Origin of the sequence: Brevundimonas sp. UBA5866 (genome assembly GCF_002432125.1) — a bacterium.
Lineage (GTDB): Bacteria > Pseudomonadota > Alphaproteobacteria > Caulobacterales > Caulobacteraceae > Brevundimonas.
In genome coordinates, this window is the sequence record NZ_DJFS01000049.1 from 1 (window position 1) to 22,899 (window position 22,899).

The 22,899-nt window shown below is 63.0% G+C and carries 16 protein-coding genes; 8 read left to right on the forward strand and 8 right to left on the reverse strand.

Annotation, left to right across the window (positions count from 1 at the left end):
* On the reverse strand, positions 1 to 1,863 hold a 1,863-nt coding region (locus B3H86_RS05625), incomplete at its 3' end, for a methyl-accepting chemotaxis protein (protein ID WP_292051818.1).
* A 384-nt stretch (positions 1,864 to 2,247) separates the two neighbouring features.
* On the opposite strand from B3H86_RS05625, the gene B3H86_RS05630 reads away from it, so the two are divergent.
* The 5 genes from B3H86_RS05630 (at position 2,248) to B3H86_RS05650 (ending at position 11,208) form a co-directional block, all read left to right on the forward strand.
* Complete coding sequence (locus tag B3H86_RS05630; protein ID WP_292051820.1) at positions 2,248 to 3,738, forward strand: two-component system sensor histidine kinase NtrB; 1,491 nt, start codon at positions 2,248 to 2,250, stop codon at positions 3,736 to 3,738.
* Entirely contained in the window at positions 3,735 to 4,349 is a 615-nt protein-coding gene (locus tag B3H86_RS05635; protein WP_292051821.1) for a response regulator transcription factor, read from the forward strand. Before B3H86_RS05630 ends, B3H86_RS05635 begins: the two co-directional genes overlap by 4 nt.
* Positions 4,350 to 4,429: 80 nt before the next feature.
* Entirely contained in the window at positions 4,430 to 5,872 is a 1,443-nt protein-coding gene (locus B3H86_RS05640; protein WP_292051822.1) for an NAD-dependent succinate-semialdehyde dehydrogenase, read from the forward strand.
* A 148-nt stretch (positions 5,873 to 6,020) separates the two neighbouring features.
* The gene (locus B3H86_RS05645) at positions 6,021 to 7,691 is read left to right on the forward strand and encodes an MFS transporter (protein WP_292051823.1); all 1,671 of its coding nucleotides are present in this window, start codon (positions 6,021 to 6,023) and stop codon (positions 7,689 to 7,691) included.
* A gap of 130 nt (positions 7,692 to 7,821) precedes the next feature.
* Complete coding sequence (locus tag B3H86_RS05650) at positions 7,822 to 11,208, forward strand: PAS domain-containing hybrid sensor histidine kinase/response regulator (protein WP_292051824.1); 3,387 nt, start codon at positions 7,822 to 7,824, stop codon at positions 11,206 to 11,208.
* Positions 11,209 to 11,215: 7 nt separating this feature from the next.
* Here B3H86_RS05650 and B3H86_RS05655 read toward each other — a convergent pair whose 3' ends face one another.
* Positions 11,216 to 11,833, reverse strand: coding sequence for a response regulator transcription factor (locus B3H86_RS05655; protein ID WP_292051825.1), 618 nt, complete (start codon positions 11,831 to 11,833; stop codon positions 11,216 to 11,218).
* A gap of 448 nt (positions 11,834 to 12,281) precedes the next feature.
* Here B3H86_RS05655 and B3H86_RS05660 point away from each other — a divergent pair, with 448 nt between their 5' ends.
* Both B3H86_RS05660 and acs read left to right on the forward strand, forming a co-directional pair.
* Positions 12,282 to 13,439 carry a DcaP family trimeric outer membrane transporter gene (locus B3H86_RS05660; RefSeq protein ID WP_422653072.1) on the forward strand — a complete coding sequence of 386 codons (1,158 nt, stop codon included), beginning with the start codon at positions 12,282 to 12,284 and terminating at the stop codon, positions 13,437 to 13,439.
* 59 nt (positions 13,440 to 13,498) lie between these two features.
* Positions 13,499 to 15,439: an acetate--CoA ligase gene (gene acs, locus B3H86_RS05665; RefSeq protein ID WP_292051830.1), complete on the forward strand. Its 1,941-nt coding sequence runs from the start codon at positions 13,499 to 13,501 to the stop codon at positions 15,437 to 15,439.
* 67 nt (positions 15,440 to 15,506) lie between these two features.
* Here acs and B3H86_RS05670 read toward each other — a convergent pair whose 3' ends face one another.
* The 6 genes from B3H86_RS05670 to B3H86_RS05695 form a co-directional block, all read right to left on the reverse strand.
* Positions 15,507 to 16,055 carry a pseudouridine synthase gene (locus tag B3H86_RS05670; protein ID WP_292051832.1) on the reverse strand — a complete coding sequence of 183 codons (549 nt, stop codon included), beginning with the start codon at positions 16,053 to 16,055 and terminating at the stop codon, positions 15,507 to 15,509.
* A gap of 537 nt (positions 16,056 to 16,592) precedes the next feature.
* Positions 16,593 to 17,480 carry a 3-hydroxyisobutyrate dehydrogenase gene (gene mmsB / locus B3H86_RS05675; protein WP_292051833.1) on the reverse strand — a complete coding sequence of 296 codons (888 nt, stop codon included), beginning with the start codon at positions 17,478 to 17,480 and terminating at the stop codon, positions 16,593 to 16,595.
* A 32-nt stretch (positions 17,481 to 17,512) separates the two neighbouring features.
* The gene (locus B3H86_RS05680) at positions 17,513 to 18,562 is read right to left on the reverse strand and encodes an enoyl-CoA hydratase/isomerase family protein (protein ID WP_292051836.1); all 1,050 of its coding nucleotides are present in this window, start codon (positions 18,560 to 18,562) and stop codon (positions 17,513 to 17,515) included.
* 17 nt (positions 18,563 to 18,579) lie between these two features.
* Entirely contained in the window at positions 18,580 to 19,125 is a 546-nt protein-coding gene (locus tag B3H86_RS05685; protein ID WP_292051838.1) for a hypothetical protein, read from the reverse strand.
* Positions 19,126 to 19,220: 95 nt separating this feature from the next.
* Positions 19,221 to 20,360 (reverse strand): isobutyryl-CoA dehydrogenase, encoded by a 1,140-nt coding sequence (locus B3H86_RS05690; RefSeq protein ID WP_292051840.1) that lies wholly within the window; start codon positions 20,358 to 20,360, stop codon positions 19,221 to 19,223.
* 14 nt (positions 20,361 to 20,374) lie between these two features.
* Positions 20,375 to 21,877, reverse strand: coding sequence for a CoA-acylating methylmalonate-semialdehyde dehydrogenase (locus B3H86_RS05695; RefSeq protein ID WP_292051852.1), 1,503 nt, complete (start codon positions 21,875 to 21,877; stop codon positions 20,375 to 20,377).
* A gap of 135 nt (positions 21,878 to 22,012) precedes the next feature.
* Between B3H86_RS05695 and B3H86_RS05700 the strand changes: the two genes are divergently transcribed.
* Positions 22,013 to 22,888: a LysR family transcriptional regulator gene (locus tag B3H86_RS05700; protein WP_292051843.1), complete on the forward strand. Its 876-nt coding sequence runs from the start codon at positions 22,013 to 22,015 to the stop codon at positions 22,886 to 22,888.
* Positions 22,889 to 22,899: the final 11 nt, after the last annotated feature.

The following is a 22,899-nucleotide window of genomic DNA, read 5'->3' on the forward strand; positions in this document are numbered from 1 at the left end:
TTCCACCGAACGCTCTGCCACAGGTGCCGCGGGGGCCTTTGCGACAGGCGCAGGCGCAGCGACCGGTCGCTTGACAGCTGCGGGCGCCTGCGGTCCTGAACGGCTGGCCAGTTTCTGCGTCACGACAAAGCGGGCCACCGATCTGGCCAGTTCCTCGGCCTCGGTCGCCAGAGCGTGGCAGGCAGCGGTCGATTGCTCTACCATCGCGGCGTTCTGCTGGGTAACCTGATCCATCTGGTTCACAGCCGAGTTGACCTGACCCAGGCCCGTGGACTGTTCCTGGGCCGAGGCGGCGATTTCATTCACCAGAGCATCGATCTGGGCCACTCGCTCAACGATGCGGCGCAGGGCGTCACCGGTCTGTCCGACCAGTTGCACACCTTGAGTCACCTGTTGGCCCGAGGCCGAGATCAGCGACTTGATTTCCTTGGCGGCATCGGCCGAGCGCTGGGCCAGTGCACGCACTTCGGACGCGACGACGGCAAAACCGCGACCCGCGTCGCCCGCACGGGCGGCCTCCACACCGGCATTCAGGGCCAGAAGATTGGTCTGGAAGGCGATCTCGTCGATCACCCCGATGATCGCACCGATGCGGCGGGACGAATCCTCAATGGCATTCATCGCCTCGACGGCGTTGTTCATCACCACGCCACTGCGCTCGGCGTCAGAGCGGGTACGCAGCACGACCTCGGCGGCTTCCTTTGCGCCCTCGGCGGTACGGCCCACCGTGACGGTGATCTGGTCAAGCGCGGCGGCGGTTTCTTCCAGTGTCGCGGCCTGCTGCTCGGTGCGGTAGGACAGATCGTTGGAGGCCGCGCTGATTTCCTCGGCCCCCATGTGGATCACCGAGACATTGGCGTTCACCAGCGACACAGCCTGCTCAAGGCTTTCGATCGCGGCGTTGAAGTCGGTCTTTAGGGTTACGGCCGACTGCGGGAAGTCGGCGGTGATGCGCCACGTCAGGTCGCCACGGGCCATAGCCTCAAGACCTTCGGCAAGCGCCGTCACCACCAGTTCATCGTTGCGGCGGCTTTGCTCCAACTCGGCCTCGCGGCGGGCGCGGGCCTCCTCGGCCTCGCGTTGCATGGCCTCGTTGCGGACCTTCAGGGCATTCTGCTCGGTCGTGACCTGTTTGAAGTGCGCAACCGCAGAGGCCATCTGGCCGACCTCGTCGGTGCGACCGATCGCGGGAATATCGACGTGGGTGTCACCGGCGACCAGACGGCGCGTCGCAAACGCCACGGCGCGCAACGGACGGGCCAGCCCTCTCGTCAGCCAGAAGCCGCAGCCGATGGCCATGCCCAGCGCCGCGATGGAGCCCACGGCCATCATAATGCGCATCAGATTGGCGATGGTTGCCTGACGCGCCGCCAGGGCCGCCGCTTCCTCGGCGCGGTCATCGACCAGCTTCTGAAGGGCCTCGTCCACCGGAGCCAGCAGACCCGAGCTGTCATAGTCCGCCAGATTATCCAGACCGACACCGCGCACGGCTACGGCCTCGAACCAGGTTTCCACACCGGCGCGGGCCTGTTCCACGGTCGCCTGCGACGCGGGATCCAGAGAGATGTATTCGTCGAGCGCCTTGTTGAAGCTGGAGCGGTGGTCGCTGACGGCATCGATGGCCGAAGGGATTCGCGACATCACATAGGCGCGCAAGGCGGCATCCTGACGGGACATGTGCAGCTGGGCATGCACGGCCGCTTGTTGGGCCGCATTGACGCGCTCGACCTCGCGACGGTTCTTCTCGACGCCGCTTACGCCGAAATAGACACCAAGACACATCAACAGGATGGCCGCGATAATGCCACCGAAAGCGAAGGTCAGCTTCTGCTGGATCTTCATATTGTTAAGCACGCTCAACATCACACTCGTCCCCCAAGACCCGCTACACCGGCGTTCCCGCACCGTCCGTAACGTGCCAAGGCATGAGCGATCCCCCGCGTCCGGCCACGGTTGGCGCAGTGCAATGCATTCAGCGTTTCATTCTGAAGCGCGAAGGGCATCCGGGGGGTCATTCATAAACCTCGGCAAAGATTAACGACCATCTGCCCGTACAAACGTAGGTTTCGGTAAACCGGTGAGTACGGGCAATCCCCTATATGGCTAAGCCGGATGTCTTACCGAACTGTAGTTGCGTGAGATTTTATTGTTAAGTTGGGCATTTTTATGATAACGATGTTATCCGATTTGCAGTGATGTGTTCGCTCTGCGGGGGTTGTCCCGGCACCCCGTTCGCCTCAGAAGGGAATGCAACATTGTTCCTCCCATTCCCTTTCTAAGGCCACTGCCATTATTGCCCCGATTGCCGACTCTGTTGCCGAACCGGTTGCGCCGCCGATCCGCTCGCGTCCGGAACCCATTGGTGTTGCTGTGCGTACGGTCGCCTCGCTCGGTCTGGCGGCAGGTTCGCTTTCGCCGGGTCTGATGGACAACAGCTATGGACTGGAGCTGCTGGCACCCGTCACCGCAATGGCCGCCACCGCGGCACTGACGGGATGGCGGACCACGCTCGCCGCACAGCTTCTCGTCTGGGGTGGCTTGGCGGCCTTGAGCCATGCAGGAACGGTGGACGCGGGCCCCGCTCTGGCCACAGGAGCGGCCTCGGCCATCGTCGCGGCCATAACCCTGGTGGCCTATCGCCCGCGACGCGGCATCTACGGCCTGAACCAGACCACCGAAAGTGCAGTTCTTCGCAGCGTTCTGGAAGCCGTGCCCGTTGTTCTGCTGAACGGCGAAGGACAGGTCAAACGCGCCAGTAAAGCCTGCGCCTGCATTTTCGGCCTTCCCTCCACACAGATTGTCGGACAGCCCTTCTCCGAACTGGTGCAGGGTTTCTGCTTCGAGGAACACGCCCATCAGGGATTGGGCTCGCGGTTGATCGAGCCGGATCGCACCAACTGGCTGGCCAACCGTCCGGACCAGTCCCCCGTGCCGGTCGAGTTGTGGCTGGATCACACGCCGGATGGACCGCTGATCCGTCTGGTGGACCTCACCCCCCGCCATGCCGCCGATGCGCAGGCCCGCGAGCTGCACTCCCAGCTCAACAAGGTCTGGCGTCTGAACTCTCTGGGCGAGATGGCAGCGACCCTGGCCCACGAACTGAACCAGCCCCTCGGTGCCGCCGCCGCCTATCTGCACGCCGCGCAGGAGGACATGAAGGCTGCGGGCCCGTTGGGCGAAAGCGCGCTACGGACCACAGACCTCGCCAAGGCGCAGATGCTTCGCGGCGGACAGATCATCCGCCGCATGCGCGAGCTGCTGACGATGGAAATGCGGGCCCTGGAAAAGGAGCGTGTCAGCCGCGTGGTCGACGATGTTCTGCCCATCCTGACCCTGACAGGTCAGGACCGGAACATCCGCATCACCACCGACATCGCCTTGCCCGACACGGTGCGTATGGACCGGATCCAGGTACAGCAGGCCTTGGTGAACCTCGTGCGCAATGCCGTCGAAGCCAGCCCGAACAGTTCGAATGTGCTGATCACAGGCCAGAAAATATCGGACCGTGCCTATGAAATAGCGGTTGAAGATAGCGGCCCCGGTATTGCCCCCGATCAGGTAGACAGCGTATTCCAACCCATGACCTCCACAAAGTCGGGTGGTATGGGGCTGGGGCTTTCTGTGACCCGAACCATTGTCGAAAGTCATGGAGGCCATCTACGCGTCGGGGTGTCGCGTTGGGGCGGTGCCCGCTTTTCGTTTAACCTTACCACTGCCAACCAGGATGCCGAAGAATGACGCCATCAGTCTTCATCATTGATGATGATGCGGGGATGCGTGATTCCCTGGTCACTCTGTTGCGGAGTCAGGGGATCCGTTGCCGCGCCTTTGCCGGGGGCGCAGACTTTCTGCGCGCCATGCCGCAGGACGAGACCGCCTGCGTCGTGACCGACCTGCGCATGCCCGAAGTGGATGGATCCGAAGTCGTCCGCCACATCAGTGAAACACGCGGCGCGGCGTGGCCTATCCTTGTCATCACCGCCCACGCCGATGTCCCGCTGGCTGTCAGCCTGATGAAACAGGGCGTGGTCGATTTCATCGAAAAGCCCTTTGATCCCCAGCGCCTGATCGAAAGCGTTCGCGGCTGCCTGTCCCGCCTGACACAGGTTGGCGAGCATCAGCGCATCACCGCGGCGGCGCGCGAGAAGTTCGATCGCCTCACCCCGCGCGAGAGTCAGGTCTTTGACGCCCTGATCGAGGGTCTGTCCAACAAGGCCATCGCCCAGACACTGGATATCAGCCCCCGCACCGTCGAGGTTTTCCGCGCCAAGGTGATGCAGAAGATGCAGGCCGAAAGCCTGTCGGACCTGATCAAGACGGGTCTGTTATTGCGCAGTGAAGCGGGCTGAGCCGTAATCACGGCCACTTCCGCCCTTGAATACAGAGTGGCGATATCCCTAATTCACTCCACAACGATAGGGAGTGAGTCATGAGTGAAAATCGCTTTTTGCGGCAGCAGGCCTTCATTGACGGCCAATGGATCGATGCCGACGGGGGCGAGACGATCACCGTCACCAATCCCGCGACCGGCGAAGTGCTGGGCACTGTACCGAACATGGGGGCCAGCGAGACGCGCCGCGCCATCGAAGCCGCCGACAGGGCGATGAAGGAATGGGCCTCGCGCACCGCCGCCGACCGCGCCAAGGTCCTGCGCAAATGGTTTGAGCTGATGCTCGCCAATCAGGACGAACTGGCCCGTCTGCTGACCGCCGAACAGGGCAAGAGCCTGACCGAGGCGCGTGGCGAGATCGCCTATGCCGCCTCCTTCCTTGAATGGTTCGCCGAAGAGGGCAAGCGCGCCTATGGCGAGGTTATCCCGACACATGACAAGGGCAAGCGCATCATCACCCTGCGCCAGCCCGTCGGCGTCGTCGGGGCCATTACGCCGTGGAATTTCCCCTCGGCCATGATCACCCGCAAGGTTGGGCCTGCGCTGGCCGCCGGTTGCGCGGTGGTGCTCAAACCTGCCGCCCAGACCCCCTACAGCGCCTTCGCACTGGCTGTGCTGGGCGAAGAGGCCGGTCTGCCCAAGGGTCTGTTCAATGTGATCACCGGCTCGGCCAGCGCTATCGGCGGCGAGCTGACCAGCAACGAAACCGTGCGCAAGATCAGCTTTACCGGCTCGACCGAGGTAGGCCGCACGCTGATGGAACAGTCCGCCCGCTCGATTAAGAAGATGTCGCTGGAACTGGGCGGCAATGCCCCGTTCATCGTGTTTGACGATGCTGATATCGACGCCGCCGTCCAGGGCGCGGTCGCTTCCAAATACCGCAATGCCGGCCAGACCTGCGTCTGTACCAACCGCTTCTATGTGCAGGCCGGCGTTTATGACCAGTTCGTCGAGAAGATGAAGGTCGAGGTCGAAAAACTCAAAGTCGGCAACGGCATGGAAGAGGGCGTGCAGGTTGGCCCCCTGATCGACGACAAGGCCATCGAGAAGGTGCAGAAACACCTGGATGACGCCCTCGGCAAGGGTGCGAAACTCCTGACCGGCGGCAAGCCCCACGAACTGGGCGGCACCTTCTTCCAGCCCACCGTCGTCGCCGACGTCACCCAGGACATGCTGATCTGCCAAGAAGAGACGTTTGGCCCCCTGGCAGGGGTGGTCCGCTTCGAGACCGAGGACGAGGGTGTGGCCCTGGCCAATGATACCATTTTCGGCCTGGCCGGCTATTTCTACAGCCGCGACATCGGCCGCATCTGGCGCGTCGCCGAAGCGATGGAAACGGGCATGATCGGTATCAACACCGGCATCCTCTCGACCGAAGTGGCCCCGTTCGGCGGTGTCAAACAGTCGGGTCTGGGCCGAGAAGGCAGCCGCCACGGCCTGGAAGATTACTTGGAAATCAAATACCTGTGCCTGGGCATCTAATCGCAGCCTAGCGGTTTAGACGAACGTCGATCTCTGCAAATCGACATTCCTCCTGTCAGTCTCCCTGATGACGCCCCGCGAAAAGACGGGGTGCATCAGGGAAACATGGCCGCCTGAGGGGGCGGCCTTACAGGAAGGGAAATCTCCCATGACCGACCGAACCCTTAACGGGTCGGACGACGGGGATCACTCGGTCGCGAAAAACGACCGGCTGGTGATTGCCGCCTCGTCCGTCGGTACCGTTATCGAATGGTACGACTTCTATCTCTACGGCTCTCTGGCCGCGATTATCTCTGCCCAGTTCTTCTCGGGCGTGAATGAAACCACCGGCTTTATCTTCGCCTTGATGGCCTTTGCGGCCGGCTTTGCCGTGCGTCCGTTCGGGGCCATCGTCTTTGGCCGCCTCGGCGATTTGTGGGGGCGCAAGAACACCTTTCTCGTCACCATGCTGCTTATGGGACTGTCCACCTTTGTGGTCGGTCTGTTGCCGCCCTATGCGGTTCTGGGCGTCGCAGCCCCGATCATTCTGGTGCTGATGCGTCTGATCCAGGGTCTGGCTCTGGGTGGCGAGTATGGCGGTGCCGCAACCTATGTGGCCGAGCATGCGCCCCACGGTAAGCGCGGCTTCTACACCTCCTTCATCCAGATCACGGCCACGGTCGGCCTGCTGCTGAGCCTGATGGTCATTCTGGGCGTGCGGACCGTGGTGGGCGAGGAAGCCTTCCTCGACTGGGGCTGGCGTATTCCCTTCCTCGTTTCCATCCTGCTGCTGGGTGTGTCGCTGTGGATCCGTCTGAAGCTGGCCGAAAGCCCGGCGTTCAAGCGCATGAAGGCCGAGGGCAAGGGATCGACGACCCCGCTGAAGGACAGCTTCCTGCGCTGGCCGAACCTGAAATTGGTGCTGATCGCCCTGTTCGGCCTGGCCGCGGGTCAAGCCGTGGTCTGGTACACGGGCCAGTTCTACGCCCTGTTCTTCCTCGAGAAGACGCTGAGGGTCGATCCGGCCCTGTCGAACATCCTGATCGCCACAGCGCTGGCGCTGGCGACACCCTTCTTCGTCTTCTTCGGCTGGCTGTCGGACAAGATCGGGCGCAAGCCGATCATCCTGGCCGGATGCCTGATTGCCGCCCTGACCTACTTCCCCCTGTTCCAGGGTCTGACCAAGGCAGCCAACCCGCGCCTGGCAGCCGCTGTCGCCTCGTCGCCGCTGGCGGTCGTGGCCGATCCCGCCAACTGCAACCTGCAGTTCGATCCGATCGGCAAGACGGTGTTCAACACCTCCTGCGATGTCGCCAAATCCTATCTGGCCAAGGCGGGCATCAACTATGAGAACATAGCGGCACCTGCCGGTACGGTGGCTTCGATCCGCATCGGTGACACCGAGGTCCAGAGCTTTGCCGGTGAACAACTGGCCAAGGCCGACTTCGACAGCGCCAAGAAGGACTTTGACGCCCGTCTGGCCAGTGCGCTGGCGGCAGCCGGATACCCCGACAAGGCCGACAGCAGTCTGGTGAACAAACCCGTCGTGATCGGCATCCTGTTCCTGCTGGTCCTATATGTGACGATGGTCTACGGCCCGATTGCAGCGGCCCTGGTCGAGATGTTCCCGACCAATATCCGCTACACCTCCATGTCCCTGCCCTATCATATCGGTAACGGCTGGTTCGGGGGCTTCCTGCCGACCACAGCCTTCGCGATGGTCGCCGCCACGGGCAATATCTACTACGGCCTGTGGTACCCGATCGTGATTGCGGTCCTGACCGTCATCATCGGCGCGATCTTCGTGAAGGAAGGCAAGGACGTGAACATCCACGACTGACGCCGGTACAGACTTCTCTCGAACAGACTGGGGCGGATCGCAGCGTGCGGTCCGCCCGCTTTGTCGGAGCCGTCTGCAACTTTAAGGTACCCGGCCTCTTGTGGTGCCGCCGTTAAGGGGGACAGATGCGATGATGTTCAGCTTCGCGACACTGGTCATGACCGCGGCCTATATGGCCACCCTGTTTGCCATCGCATGGTGGTATGAGCGGCCCAATATCAAGGCCCGTGGCAGCGGCCTGCTCGGTCCCAGCCTGTATTCGCTGTCGCTGGCCATCTACTGCACCTCCTGGACCTATTACGGGGCGGTCGGCACCGCGGCCCGCAGCGGGTGGGAGTATCTGCCCATCTATATCGGTCCGGCCATCGGTTTGACGCTGCTGTTCCCGATGTGGCGCCGGATCGCCTCGGCGGCCAAGCGCGCCAACGCCGGCTCCATCGCCGACTTCCTGTCATCGCGATATGGCAAGAGCCCCCTTCTGGGAGCGTCTGTGACCATCGTCGCCATCCTTGGCTCCCTGCCCTACATCGCCCTGCAGCTTCGCTCGCTGACGATGGCGGGCGAGTTGATCAATGTGGACAGCGGCATTGCCGGGTCCGAAAGTTGGGCGGTCCTGATCCTGGCCAGTGTGCTGGCAGGATTCGCCATTCTGTTTGGCGCCCGCCGCCCCGACCTGACCGAACACAACCGCGGCCTGATCCAGGCCATCGGGGTGGAGTCCATCGTCAAACTGTGCGCGCTGCTGGCCGCTGCCGGATTTGCCATCCTGCTGTTGGGCAAGGCCGAGAACAGCCCCGCCGCCATCCGCGAGGGTCTGGGCGATCTGGCCTATTGGCCCGAAGGCAATGCCCGTTTCATGGCCATTACCCTTGTCTCGACACTGGCCGTCTTCTGCCTGCCCCGTCAGTTCCACGTCGGCTTTGTCGAAGGCGGATCGCCCGGCGAGATCCGCCGTGCACAGTGGCTCTTCCCGATCTATCTGCTGCTGACCTCGCTGGCGGTTCTTCCTCTGGTCGCGGCGGGGCGACTGGGGCTGGCCGATGCCAACCCCGACCTGCTTGTGCTGGCCCTGCCGTTCGAAAGCCGTCAGCCCCTGCTGACCGCCATCGTGTTTGTGGGCGGCTTTTCGGCGGCGACCGCAATGGTCATCATCGAGGCGGTGGCCCTGTCGGCTATGGTGTCCAACAACCTCGTCCTGCCGGTGACGGGGGCGCTGCGCAGCGGGCCGACCACGCCCCTGAACCAGTTGGCCGGTCGCATTCTGAACATCCGCCGCGCCGCCATCATCGGCATCCTGTTTCTGGCGTGGCTGTATTATCAGGCGATGGACCAATCCAGCGGTCTGGCGGCGATGGGGCTGGTGTCGTTTGCGGCTCTGGCCCAGCTGGCACCCAGCCTGTTCGGGGCCGTGCTGTGGCGCACAGGGCATGCCAAGGGGGCGATGGCAGGTCTGTGGGTGGGCATGGCGGTGTGGTTCCTGCTGCTGGCCCTGCCGCAGCTGGCACCGGGCTTCCCCTTCCACCTGCCACAGCTGATGGGACTGGATGATCCGTTCGCCGCGGGCGTATTCCTGTCGCTGGGGCTGAACCTGATCACCTATGTGATCGTGTCCCGCGTCACAGCGCCCGGTCTGATCGACCGCGTACAGGCCCGCGCCTTTGTCGATCATATGGGTTCGGAATGGCTGGAGGCCCGTGGCCACCTGTCAGGGGCCTCGGTCGAGGACCTGCGTGTTCTGGTTTCGCGTTTCATCGGCGAGGATCGCGCAGACAGCGCTTTTGAGGCCTGGGCACAGGAAGCGGGCGTGCGGCTGCGCCCCAACGATCCGGCCGATGCCGGTCTGGCGCGTGCGGCAGAGCGCATGCTAGCGGGCGCACTGGGGGCTGTGGCCGCGCGCCGCGTGATCGGTGCCGCCCTGTCCGGTGGTGGCCGTGCGCCAGAAGACGTGGTGCGTATGCTGGACGAGGCCTCTCAGGCCGTCCAGTTCAACCGCCAGCTCTTGCTGACCACGCTGGACAATATCGATCAGGGCGTCGCCGTGGTGGACGAGGAACTGCGGCTGGTTGCGTGGAACCGCCCCTATGTCGAGATGTTCGACCTGCCGCATGATTTCCTGCATGTCGGCATGCCGATTGCCAACGTCTATCGCCACAATGCCCAAAATGGCGAGATCGAGCCCCAGTCAGAACGGACGGAATCCTGGGTGGCCCGGCGCCTCGAAGCCCTGTCCCGCCGCCAGCACCACTTCCACGAACGTCAGGGGCCGGACGGTCGTGTCCTGCGCGTGGTCGGCGAACCGCTGCCCGGCGGAGCCTATGTGACGTCCTATACCGACATCACCGACCTGCGCCGCGCGGCCCGCCAATTGGAAGAGGCCAATGAACAGCTGGAAGCCCGCGTTACCGAACGCACCACCCAGCTGAAGGCCGCCGTGGAAATGGCCGAACGCGCCACCGCCTCCAAGACGCGCTTTCTGGCGGCGGCCAGCCATGACCTGTTGCAACCGCTTCACGCGGCGCGCCTGTTCATCGGTGCCCTGAGAGAGGACCCGTGCGTCGAACAGAGCGAGTCCCTGACACTGGCCATCAATGCCGACCGCTCCATCGAAAGCGCACACCGCCTTCTGACGGCCCTGCTGAACCTGTCCAAGCTGGAGGCGGGCGGGGTTGATCCCGCCATTGCCCCTCTGGCTCTGGACCAGCTGTTTGGCGATATCGCCCGCGAATTTACCCCTATCGCCAAGGCCAAGGGGCTGGAACTTCGGGTCCATCCGACCCGGGTGTGGATTTCCACAGACCGCGATCTGTTGCGGTCCATGCTCCAGAATCTGGTCGCCAATGCCATCCGCTATACCGACAAGGGTGCCGTCGTGGTCGGGGCCCGCCGTCGTGGTGGACGGATCGATGTGGTGGTGGTCGATACAGGTCGGGGCATTCCCGAAGAGTCACGCGCCAAGATATTCGGAGAGTTCGTGCGCCTGCCCGGCACCCCGGTTGACGAGCCCGCGGCCGGGCTAGGGCTGGCGATCGTACAGCGGCTGTCGGACCTGTTGGGTCACCCGCTTTCGGTCCAGTCCCGCATCGGTAGCGGATCGCAGTTCCGCATCTCGACGCCGCGCACCGGCGCGGTCATGTCGCCGGTGGACAAGGTCGCCACATCGCGCACGCCCCTGTTCGGCAAGCGGGTGCTGTGCGTGGACAACGAACAGCCGATTACCGCCGCGCTGGAGGTCCTGCTGAAACGTTGGGGTGCTGTGCCGACCCTCGCCAACTCGGCCGAAGAGGCCCTGGAACTGGAGGGTCCGTTCGATGCCGCGCTGGTGGACCTGCATCTGGGCGATGGCCAGATGGACGGTCTGGCCCTGATCGAGGAGCTGAAACGGCGCGACGTGCGCCGGATCGCCCTGGTAACCGCCGCCACGCAGGACCGGCTGGGCGCACAGGTGGCCCAACACGGCGCCGTCCTGCTGCCCAAGCCGATCAAGCCTGCGGCGTTGAAGGCCTTTCTGAACGGCTAAAGGCCTATCAGCCCAGATCGATCTGCTGGGACAGGATAACGGCCTGCGTGCGGTTCTGGACGCCCAGCTTGCGGAAGACGCTGGTCAGGTGGGCCTTGATCGTGGCCTCGGTGACGCCGAGGTCATAGGCGATCTGTTTGTTCAGTCGGCCCGCCTTGAGGCCCTCGAGGATGCGCAGCTGCGACGGGGTCAGGCTGGCGATCCTGCTTTGCAGGTCCGCCTCCTCGCCCTCGGCCTCACCGACGTCCGGAGCCCATGTCTCGCCGTCCAGGACCTGACTGATGGCTTCCACCATCGTGTCCAGCGATGCCGACTTGGGAATGAAGCCCGAAGCGCCCACTGCCAGCGCACGGCGCACCGTATGCGGCTCTTCGCTGGCGGAGACGACCACCACCGGTACAGCCGGATGGTTGGCCCGCACCAGGTTGAGACCCGTCATGCCTTCGACATCCGAAAGCTTGAGGTCCAACAGCAACAGATCTACCGGCTCCTTGCCCAGGGCGGCGTCCGCCTCGGCAAAGCTGGAGCATTCCACCACCCCTGCATCTGGCCGTGCCTTACGCACTGCCGAAACAAGCGCCTCACGGAACAGCGGGTGATCGTCAGCGACGACGATGCGATCCATGAATGTCCTTCCATCCTTAATGATTGGCCTATCTGCCCGACCGTCATGGCGACAGAATGACATGTCTCGACTTTGGTCGAGATTAGACCATTAGCTAATGTCAGAAACCAACGTCACGCGGAAAGGTGCCTTCGGGACCTGCAAAAAATGACAGGACCGGGAGGAAAACATGGCTCAACACCGCCTTTGGGGCGGCGTAGCTTTTGCTGCGCTCCTCGTCGCGACGTCCGCATCCGCGCAAGATAAAAGCGCTGCGCTGGAAGCCCGCATTGCCCAACTGGAAGCCGAGCTGAACGCGCTCAAGGCTGCGGTGCGAGAGAACCAGAGCAACCAGCAAGTCCGCACCCAAGCGCTTGCCGATGACATCAGCCGTATCCAGCAGGCCCCGCCNNTTAAAGCGCTTGCCAATGACACCAGCCGAATCCAGCAGGCCCCGCCTGCACCCGTCATGGCCGCGGCACCCGCCCCCGCCCCGGCCACTGCTCCCGCCGCGCCCTCTGCTGCGGGCAAGGGTTTCAGGGTCGGCGATCTGACCCTGAACTTCGGCGGCTTCATCAAGACCGATGCCAAGATAAGCAACTATGGCGATGGTGCCCCCGGCGCAGGCGACACCCTTCAGGACTTCTACCTGCCCGGCTCCATCCCCGTCGGCGGTCGTTCGGAAGGCACCGACACCGACTTCAGCGCCCGCCAGACCCGCTTCTGGCTGACCGCGGATGGCAATGTCAGCGGGCACAAGGTCGGCGCCCGACTGGAAATGGATTTCCAGGCCCTGCCCGGAACCGGCGACCAGCGCACGACAAACCCATCCACCCCCGCCCTGCGCCGCGCCTTTGTCACGATCGACAATTGGCTGGTGGGTCAGGAATGGACCACCTTCGTGAACCTGAACACCATGCCGGAAACCGCCGACTATGTCGGTCCGGTCGAAGGCTCGCTGATCGTCCGCCAGCCGCAGGTGCGCTATACGCGCGGCCCGTTCGCCATCGCCGTCGAAAATCCCGAAACCACCGTGACGCCTTTCCGCGGCGGCGCGCGCATCGTGGCCGACGACAATCTGATGCCCGATATCGTGGCCCGCTATCTGGTGACGCGCCCGTGGGGCGAGTTCCAGGTTTCGGGTCTGGTGCGACAGCTGACCTATGAGGACGTGCCGCTGAACATCGACAGCTCGGTCATGGGCTGGGGTCTGTCCGCGACCGGCAAGTTCAAGGTGGGCGAACAGGACGATGTGCGTTTCGTCCTGACGGGCGGTGAAGGGATCGGCCGCTATGTCGGTCTGAACCTGTCCAATGATGCGGTTTTGGATGCCTCGGGCAAGCTGGAGGCCATCGGCGTAATCGGGGGCTATGCCGCCTATCGCCACGTCTGGGCACCGGGCTGGCGCTCGTCGCTGATTGCAGCGCACCAGTCGATCGACAACCCGACTTCACTCACCGGTCTGGGCGTAACCAAATCCGCCACCAGCGTTCGCGGGAACTTGATCTACACCCCGCTTGCAGGACTGGATGTGGGGGCCGAACTCATGTTCGGTGAGCGCAAGCTCGAGAACAATCTGTCCGGCGACATGACCCGCCTGATCCTGTTCGCAAAATACGGCTTTTAAGACCCGAACGGCCTCGACCCAACCAGAGGCCGACGGGAAAACATCGGAGGAAAAATCGCGTGCCTGATCCGCTAATCTACCCAGTACCCAGTGACGTCGCCGCCCGTTCGCACATGAACGCCGCGGCCTATGAAGCGGCTCGAAAGGAGGCACGCGACAATCCCGTCGCCTATTGGACCGACGTGGCCAAGCGCCTCGACTGGATGACCTTCCCGACCCGGATCAAGGACGTGTCCTTCAACAAGGATGACTTCCGCATCAAATGGTTCGAGGACGGGGTGCTGAACGTCTCGGCCAACTGCATCGACCGCCACCTGCCCGCCCGCAGGGACGAGGTCGCCATTATCTGGGAAGGCGACGAGCCGACCGACAGCCGCCGCATCACCTATGGCGAACTGCATGATCAGGTCAGCCGCCTCGCCAATGTGCTGAAGTCCGAAGGCGTGAAGAAGGGCGACCGCGTCACCCTCTATATGCCGATGGTGCCCGAAGCGGCCTATGCCATGCTGGCCTGCGCCCGCATCGGGGCCATCCATGCGGTGATTTTTGGCGGCTTCTCGCCTGACAGCATCGCGGGCCGGATCGAGGATTGCGCCTCTACCTTTGTCATCACCGCCAATGAAGGCTGTCGCGGTGGCAAGAAGGTCCCGCTGAAGGCCAATGTGGATGCCGCCCTGCAGAAGGTATCGGGCGTGGAAAAGGTGCTGGTCCTGCGCCACACCGACGCCGAGGTGCCGATGGTTGAAGGCCGCGACATCGACTGGAAAACCGCCGTCGATGCCGCCAGCCCCGATTGTCCGCCCGAGCCGATGAAGGCGGAAGACCCGCTGTTCATCCTCTATACCTCCGGCTCGACGGGTAAGCCCAAGGGCGTGCTTCACACCACCGGCGGATACCTTGTCTGGGCGTCGTGGACGCACCAGCATGTGTTCGATTACCGACCGGGCGAGGTCTATTGGTGCACGGCGGATGTGGGCTGGGTCACGGGCCACTCTTACGGCGTCTATGGTCCGCTCTCGAATGCGGCCACGACCCTGATGTTCGAAGGCGTGCCGAACTATCCGACCGTGTCGCGCTGCTGGGAAGTGATCGACAAGCACAAGGTCAATGTCTTCTACACCGCGCCCACCGCCCTTCGCGCCCTGATGAAGGAAGGCGATGCGCCGGTGAAGGCCTCCAGCCGCGCCAGCCTTCGCCTGCTGGGCACGGTGGGCGAGCCGATCAACCCCGAGGCGTGGCGCTGGTACTATGAAGTGGTGGGCGACTCGAAGCTGCCCATCGTCGATACGTGGTGGCAGACGGAAACGGGCGGCATCCTGATCTCGCCGCTTCCCGGTGCGACGGACCTCAAGCCCGGCTCGGCGACCAAGCCGCTTCCCGGGGTCGAGCTGGAAATCGTCGATGCCGAGGGCAAGGTCCTAAGCGGCGCGACCGAGGGCAATCTGTGCATCACCGACTCTTGGCCCGGCCAGATGCGCACCGTCTATGGCGACCACCAGCGCTTCTTCGACACCTATTTCTCGACCTATGCGGGCAAGTATTTCACCGGCGACGGCTGCCGCCGCGACGAGGACGGCTATTACTGGATTACGGGCCGCGTCGATGATGTGATCAACGTCTCCGGCCACCGTATGGGTACCGCCGAGGTGGAAAGCGCCCTCGTCTCGCACGACGACGTGGCCGAGGCCGCCGTGGTCGGCTTCCCGCACGATATCAAGGGTCAGGGCATCTATGCCTATGTGACGCTCAACGCAGGCACCGAACCGACGGAGGAGCTTCGCAAGGCCCTCGTGGCCCACGTCCGCAACGAGATTGGCCCCATCGCCGCGCCCGACGTCATCCAATGGGCTCCCGGCCTGCCCAAGACCCGCTCGGGCAAGATCATGCGCCGCATCCTGCGCAAGATCGCCGAGAACGAGGTGGGCGCGCTGGGCGACACCTCCACCCTCGCCGATCCGTCCGTCGTGGACGATCTGGTCAAGAACCGCGCCGGAGCCTGACGTCCCCCGCCAGCTCCGAGACGGCAAAGCCCCGAACCGATCGCCAGCGGTTCGGGGCTTTTCATATTCAGCGTTCGACTTCCTTCCACTCGCCGGGGGCGAGGCCATCGAGCGACCAGTTGCCGACGCGCCAGCGCACCAGACGCAGGCACGGCAGATCGACCGCCGCGCACATACGGCGCACCTGACGGTTGCGGCCCTCGGAAATCGTCACCTTGATCCAGCAGTCCGGCACGGTCTTGCGGACACGGATCGGCGGCACGCGCTCCCACAGCTGCGGGTCGTCGATCAGCTCGACCTCGGCAGGGCGGGTCATGCCGTCTTTCAGCATCACTCCGCGACGCAGTTTTTCCAGCGCCTCTTCGGTGGCAATGCCCTCGACCTGCGCCAGATAGGTTTTCTTGGTCTTGTAGCGCGGCTCGGTAATGCGCGACTGCAACCGCCCGTCGTCGGTCAGCAGCATCAGGCCTTCGCTATCCCGATCCAGCCGCCCCGCCGGATAGACGTTCGGCACAGAGATGAATTCGGACAGGGTCCGCCGCGCGCTGCCTTCCGTTCCCTTGTCGGTAAACTGGCTCAGCACATCAAACGGCTTGTTAAACAGGATCAGGGTCATGCCGCCTTGTAGCGCCAAGGCGGGGCGGCGTCACATCTGATACTCCCCTCTGAGCCAAATCGTATCTTTTTTAACCGCTACCGATGAATATCAAGGCTCGCTGAAATTGCAGGCCAACAAATGCTCGACGCTCTAATCCTGATTTGTGACGGTGTAGGCACTTCCAACAGTACCACCACAACTACAAATTCCATTCATGGGAGCTACGGCTCATTATATGGCAACTCGACTACAACGGGTGTCGTCCGAACTGCTGAAAGAATGACCGTAGAAATCCATGGTACAAGCGGAAGAGTCAGCCTTCCACCTACTATCGTGCCTCCAGTGAACCGGATGCGGGGCTCTCACTGGTGGAACATTACAGAACTAAATGTAAGCGACACCACAATATCTGGGCGCATTCAACTCAACCCACTCAACAAGCCTAGACTTGAAATCAGCCGAGTCACGGGCGAAGTTTCCATGCGAGGCAACTTCGCCCTGAGCTTTCAAGGAAGCTGCGTTCCAGCTCCGCAGGGGCAGCGTCTATTTTAACAACTAGCCCTGCTTCCCTCTCAGCATCTCCAGCATCGCGGAGAAGTCGCGCTGGCCGTTGCCGAGGTTGTTGAAGAGGGCGTAGAGGGCCTCGGCTTGGGCGGCGAGCGGTGTGGAGGCTCCGGCTTTGGCGGCGGCATCTTGGGCCAGCTTCAGGTCCTTGAGCATCATGGCGGTGGCAAAGCCGCCTTCATAGTTGCGGTTGGACGGGGCGGTCGGCACGGGGCCGGGCCACGGATAGTAGCTGGTCACGCTCCAGCACTGGCCGGACGACTTGGACGCGATCTCGAAGAAACGCTCGGGGTCGAGGCCCAGCTTTTCTGCAAGGGCGATGGCCTCGCAGGTGCCGATCATCGAAATGCCCAGCAGCATGTTGTTGCAGATCTTGGCCGCCTGACCCGCACCATGGTCGCCCGCGCGGATAGTGATGCGGCTCATCGGCTCCAGCGCCGCCTCGACCTTTGCAAAGACCCCCTCGTCACAGCCGACCATGAAGGCCAGAGTTCCGGCCTCAGCCGCCGCCGTGCCGCCCGAAACGGGGGCGTCGGCGAAGGTGTAGCCAGCCTCGGTCGCGAGCGCAGCCACCTTGCGAGCGGTTTCCACGTCGATAGTCGAGCAGTCCAGCAGAAGCGCCGATTTCGGGGCCACGCCCAGAACCTGTTCGGAATAGACCTTCAACACATGCGGGCCCGCGGGCAGCATGGTGATGACCACCTCGGCGTCCTTTACGGCATCGGCAACCGAGTTCACAGGCTCGCAGCCTGCCGCCTCGGCGCGCTTCAACGCATCGGCCGACAGGTCAAAGGCGAAGACCTCGTGGCCCGCCTTGGCCTGATTGGCAGCCATGCCGCCGCCCATATTGCCGAGGCCGATAAATGCGATCTTGGTCATGGTCGTTACTCCCTAGAGTTGGCGTCGCTTGATTAAGCCAGCGGCGTCCAAGATTGGTCTTGCGGCAGAGGGGCAAACAGCGCCTCGATCATGTCGTCACTGACGCCTGCAATATCGGCAGGCTGCCAGTTGGGGGCGTTGTCCTTGTCGATGATGACGGCGCGGACGCCCTCTTGGAAATCGTGCGTGGAGACGACGCGGCCCCCCAGCGCATATTCCATCGCCATATTGTCGGCGAAGGTCGCCATCTTGGCTCCCTCGCGAATCTGGCGAAGCGATACCTTCAGCGATTGCGGCGACTTGGTTTTCAGGGTCGCCAGCTGTTTCAGCGCCCATTCCGAACCGTCGGCTTCCAGCGCGGCGAAGATTTCCTCGACCGTATCGAAGGCGAACAGTCGGTCGATAGCCTCGCGATAGGGAGCCAGCGGTGCCTCGCCCGCATCGCCCGATACGCGCTCAAGCACCGCCTTGGGATCGGACGGATTGGCCACTAGATCGGCCTTCAGCGCCTCGACCACGTCGGACGCCACATAGTGGGTATGGATACCCAGCGCGACCGTATCCGCCGCCTTCAAGCGCGCCCCCGTCAGTGCCAGCCACACGCCCGTCTGGCCCGGAAGTCGCGGCAGGAACCAGCCACCGCCCACATCGGGGAACAGGCCGATGCCCGTTTCCGGCATGGCATAGGTGGTGCGCTCGGTCGCCACGCGCACAGCTGCAGGCTCGGAAATGCCCACGCCGCCGCCCATGACGATACCGTCGACAATGGCGGTGATCGGCTTAGGGTATTCGAACATCAGATGGTTCAGCTGATATTCGGTATGGAAGAAGGCCTTGGCCTCGGAGGCATCGCCCGCACCGCTTTCGGCGATCATGCGGATATCACCACCGGCGCAAAAGCCGCGCTCGCCTGCATGGTCGATCAGGACCGATGACACGGCATCATCCGACTTCCACGCCTGCAACGCCTTGATCATCGCCTCGCACATGGCGCGGTTCAGCGCATGGATCGCCTTGGGGCGATTCAGGGTGATGCGGCCAACGCCAGATTCAACGCGGGTAATGACTTCGGCTTCGGACAAGGTGTTCTCCCGCATACTCAGGACGGATTGCTAGTGACAAATGACAGATTACCACGCTCGATCAGGGTCAGTTCGATCAGCGATTCAATCTGACGGGCGCGCCAATTGTTGGAATAATAGACAGCCAACGAGGCCAGCATTGTGAAGAAGAAAAGCACGAACCCGATACTGCCGAGCTTGAGCACTTCCTTCACATAGGCCGGCGAAAGCTGCAGGCCCGCGAGAAACAGCGACAACGGACCCGAGACATAGATCAGAGCCGCCATCTTCCAGATGGAGTCGTTGCGACGCGCATTGAGATCAGCCAGTGCCTTTAGGCGAAGCAGTTCGCTATCGCTGTGACCCGCCAAAATCTGTTGCCCCTCGACCGCCATCGGCATGGCCTTGAGCGTTGAGACCACATCGACCGAGTAAATCCCCCAGCCGGACTTGGACCGCGTCAGGTGGCCAACCATCCGTTTGAAGGTAAAAATCCTGGCCAAGGCACTCCATGTCTCCCAGAGCTGTGCATTGGGATCGGCGGTGGCGGCGTCGATTGAGGCCGAAATAGGCTGTGCGGTCATGGTTACTGTGCCTCCCCCGTGGCAGCGTCCGGTCCGGACGACACAACCCTATCTGGAGCCAGAAAACCAGAAGTGCCCCACCGGACCGTCATGACTTAAGCTTTGGCCAGTTCCCGCGAGACGATGACGCGCATGATCTCGTTGGTGCCTTCGAGGATGCGGTGGACGCGCAGGTCGCGCACGATGCGCTCCAGCGGATAGTCCTTCAGATAGCCATACCCGCCGTGCAGTTGCAGGGCGTCATCGGCGATCTGGAAACCGGCGTCCGTGGCAAACCGCTTGGCCATGGCGCACCATTTGGTCTTTTCGGGATGCTGCGTGTCGATAGCCCATGCGCCACGACGCACCATCAGGCGGGCGGCCTCAAGGTCCGTCGCCATGTCGGCCAGCTTGAACTGGGTGTTCTGGAAACTGCCGATCGGCTTGCCGAACTGTTTGCGGCCTTCGACGTATTCTTGCGCCGTCTGCAAAGCGAGGCGTGCCCCGCCCAGCGAGCAGGCGGCGATGTTCAGGCGACCACCGTCGAGGCCTGCCATGGCGTATTTGAAACCGTCGCCCTCGGTACCGATCAGGTTGGCGGCCGGCACGCGGCAGTTGTCGAAAACGACCTCTGCGGTCGGCTGGGCATTCCAGCCCATCTTCTTTTCATTGGCCCCGAAGGACAGGCCTTCCGTGCCGTTTTCAACAACGATGGCCGAGATGCCCTTTGCACCCTCTTCGCCGGTGCGAACCATGACGACGTAAATGTCGGAGGCACCTGCGCCAGAGATGAAGGCCTTGGAGCCGTTCAGGACATAGTGGTCGCCGTCACGCACAGCCGTGGTGCGAAGAGCAGCCGCGTCCGAACCGGAACCCGGCTCGGTCAGGCAGTAGCTGGCGATTTTGTCCATCGACACCAGCGACGGAACGAGGCGCATCCGAAGTTCAGCAGAGCCGAACTTGTCGATCATCCACGAGGCCATGTTGTGGATCGAGATGAAGGCCGCCGTCGCCACGTCGCCGCGCGACAGCTCTTCAAAGATCACCGCAGCCTCAACGCGGCCAAGACCCATGCCACCGTGTTCCTCGCCGACATAGATCCCGGCAAAGCCCATTTCGGCGGCTTGTTTCAGCACGTCGCGGGGGAAGTGTTTGTCTTCGTCCCACTTTGCCGAGTTCGGTAGCAGTTCCGCCTCGGCAAAGGTGCGGGCCGCATCCTCGATGGCCCGCTGGTCTTCGGTCAGTTGAAAGTCCATGGACTTAGCCCGCCTTACTTCATGGTCGGGATGACGAAGGACGAGTCCGTGTGCTCCAGCTCGCTGTCAGGGAAGCGGGCGGTCACGGTCTTGGTCTTGGTCCAGAAGCGGACGCCTTCCATGCCGTGCTGGTTGATGTCACCGAAGGCAGAGCGCTTCCAGCCGCCGAAGGTGTGATAGGCGACCGGCACAGGGATCGGCACATTGATGCCGACCATGCCCACGTTCACGCGGGCGGCAAAGTCACGCGCCGCGCGACCGTTCTGTGTGAAGATGGCGACGCCGTTGCCGTACTGGTGGTTCGACGGCAGGGCCAGTGCTTCTTCGAAGCTGGCTGCACGAACGATCTGCAGGACCGGACCGAAAATCTCTTCCTGATAGGAAGTCATTTCAGGCTTGACATGGTCGAACAGCGACGGGCCGATGAAGAAGCCCTTCTCGTGACCCTGAAGGCTGAACTCGCGGCCATCGACGACCAGTTCGGCACCTTCTTCGACGCCCTTGTTGATCCAGCCGACCACGCGCTCCTTATGGGTCTGGGTCACCACCGGACCATAGTGGGCGTCCGCATCGGTCGAGACACCAACGCGAAGGTTCGGGATTTCAGCGACCAGCCGCTCGCGCAGTTCGTCGGCGGTCTTCTGGCCGACCGGAACGACCACCGGCAGCGCCATACAGCGCTCGCCCGCCGAGCCATAAGCCGCACCCGTCAGGTCCTTGATCACCTGATCCATGTCGGCGTCCGGCAGGACGATGCCGTGGTTCTTGGCACCGCCCATGGCCTGAACGCGCTTATGGTTCTGGGCACCCTTCTGATAGACATAGTGGGCGATATCGGAGGAACCGACGAAGCTGACGGCGTGGACCAGCGGGTGCTCCAGAATGGCGTCCACCGCCACCTTGTCGCCGTGGATCACGTTCAGCACGCCTTCCGGCGCACCCGCTTCCATCATCAGTTCGGCCAGACGCACCGGCACGGACGGATCGCGTTCCGACGGCTTCAGCACGAAGGTGTTGCCGCAGGCGATGGCCACGCCAAACATCCACATCGGGATCATGGCCGGGAAGTTGAACGGGGTGATGCCCGCCACCACACCCAGCGGCTGGCGCATGGAATAGACGTCGATGCCCGGACCCGCGCCAAAGGTGTACTCACCCTTCTGAGCGTGCGGGATGCCACAGGCGAACTCGATCACTTCCAGACCGCGCTGGATGTCGCCCTTGGAGTCGGCAATGACCTTGCCGTGTTCCTTGGAAAGCAGGGCGGCCAGTTCGTCGATATTGGCCTCGACCAGACGCTTGAACTCGAACATCACGCGGGCGCGGCGCTGGGGGTTGGTCGTGGACCACGTCTCGAAAGCGTTCTGGGCGGCCTGAACGGCGCGGTCCACTTCTGACACGGTGGCCAGTTGCACGCGGACCTGAACCTCGCCGGTGTTCGGATCGAACACATCGCCGTAACGACCCGATGCGCCCGTAAAGGATTGGCCGCTGATGAAGTGGTGGATGTCGCGCATGGCGTCTCGCCCTTCCTTGATGTTTCCCGAGGTGACCGGATTGTCCGGTTCGTTGACGACAGTCCTATCAAGCCCGTCCCGCTTGGTGTAATGCAATTACGCAAGACCAATACTGCGTTTTTGCATGGATTCTGGATGTTCGACTGGGACGACGCACGGGTGTTTGCAGAGGCTGCAAGGTCGGGCGCCTTGGGGCGCGCCAGTTCCCGCCTGGGCATGGATGCCGCCACCGTGGGCCGCCGCATCGCACGGTTGGAAACGGCACTGAAAGCGACGCTGGTCGTGCGCGACCGGTCTGGCCTTCGTCTGACCGCCGCGGGATCACAGTTTCTGAAGTCCATCGAACAGGCCGAACGCGCCCTTTCCGAAGGTGAACATGCCGTGCGGCCTGATACGGTGGGCGGGACAGTGCGCATCTCGGCGTCGGAAGGGTTCGGCACGGCCATCCTCGCCCCTGCCCTGCCCGATCTGCTGCGTGAAGGGCGGGGACTGCGGATTGAACTGGCCGCCAACTCGGGCTTCCTGTCACCGACGCGCAGAGAGGTCGATCTGGCCATTACGCTCAGCCAGCCCGATGCCAGCCGCCTGGTATCAGAGCCACTGACCGATTACCAACTGGCCCTTTATGCCGCGCCTGAATATGTGCGGACTCACGGCGAGCCACAGACCATCGCGGCCCTGAACCAGCACACCATAACGGGTTATGTCGAAGACCTGATCTATGCGCCCGAGCTGAACTATCTGGACGAGATCACCAGCGGGCTTCATGCGCAGCTGTCCTCATCCTCCATCCGCGCCCAGCAGCAGATCATCGCTTCCGGCGGTGCCATCGGCGTCCTGCCCTGTTTCATGGCGGACGGTCTGACGCGCATTTTGCCCGAGGTGCTCCTGCATCGCCGTTTCTGGCTGAGCATCACCGCCGATCTGGCCGACACCGCCCGCATCCGTACCGTCACCCGTTGGATCAGGACGCTGTGCGAGGACCAGCGGGCGCGACTCAATCCGTTCTGACCGCCGCCACC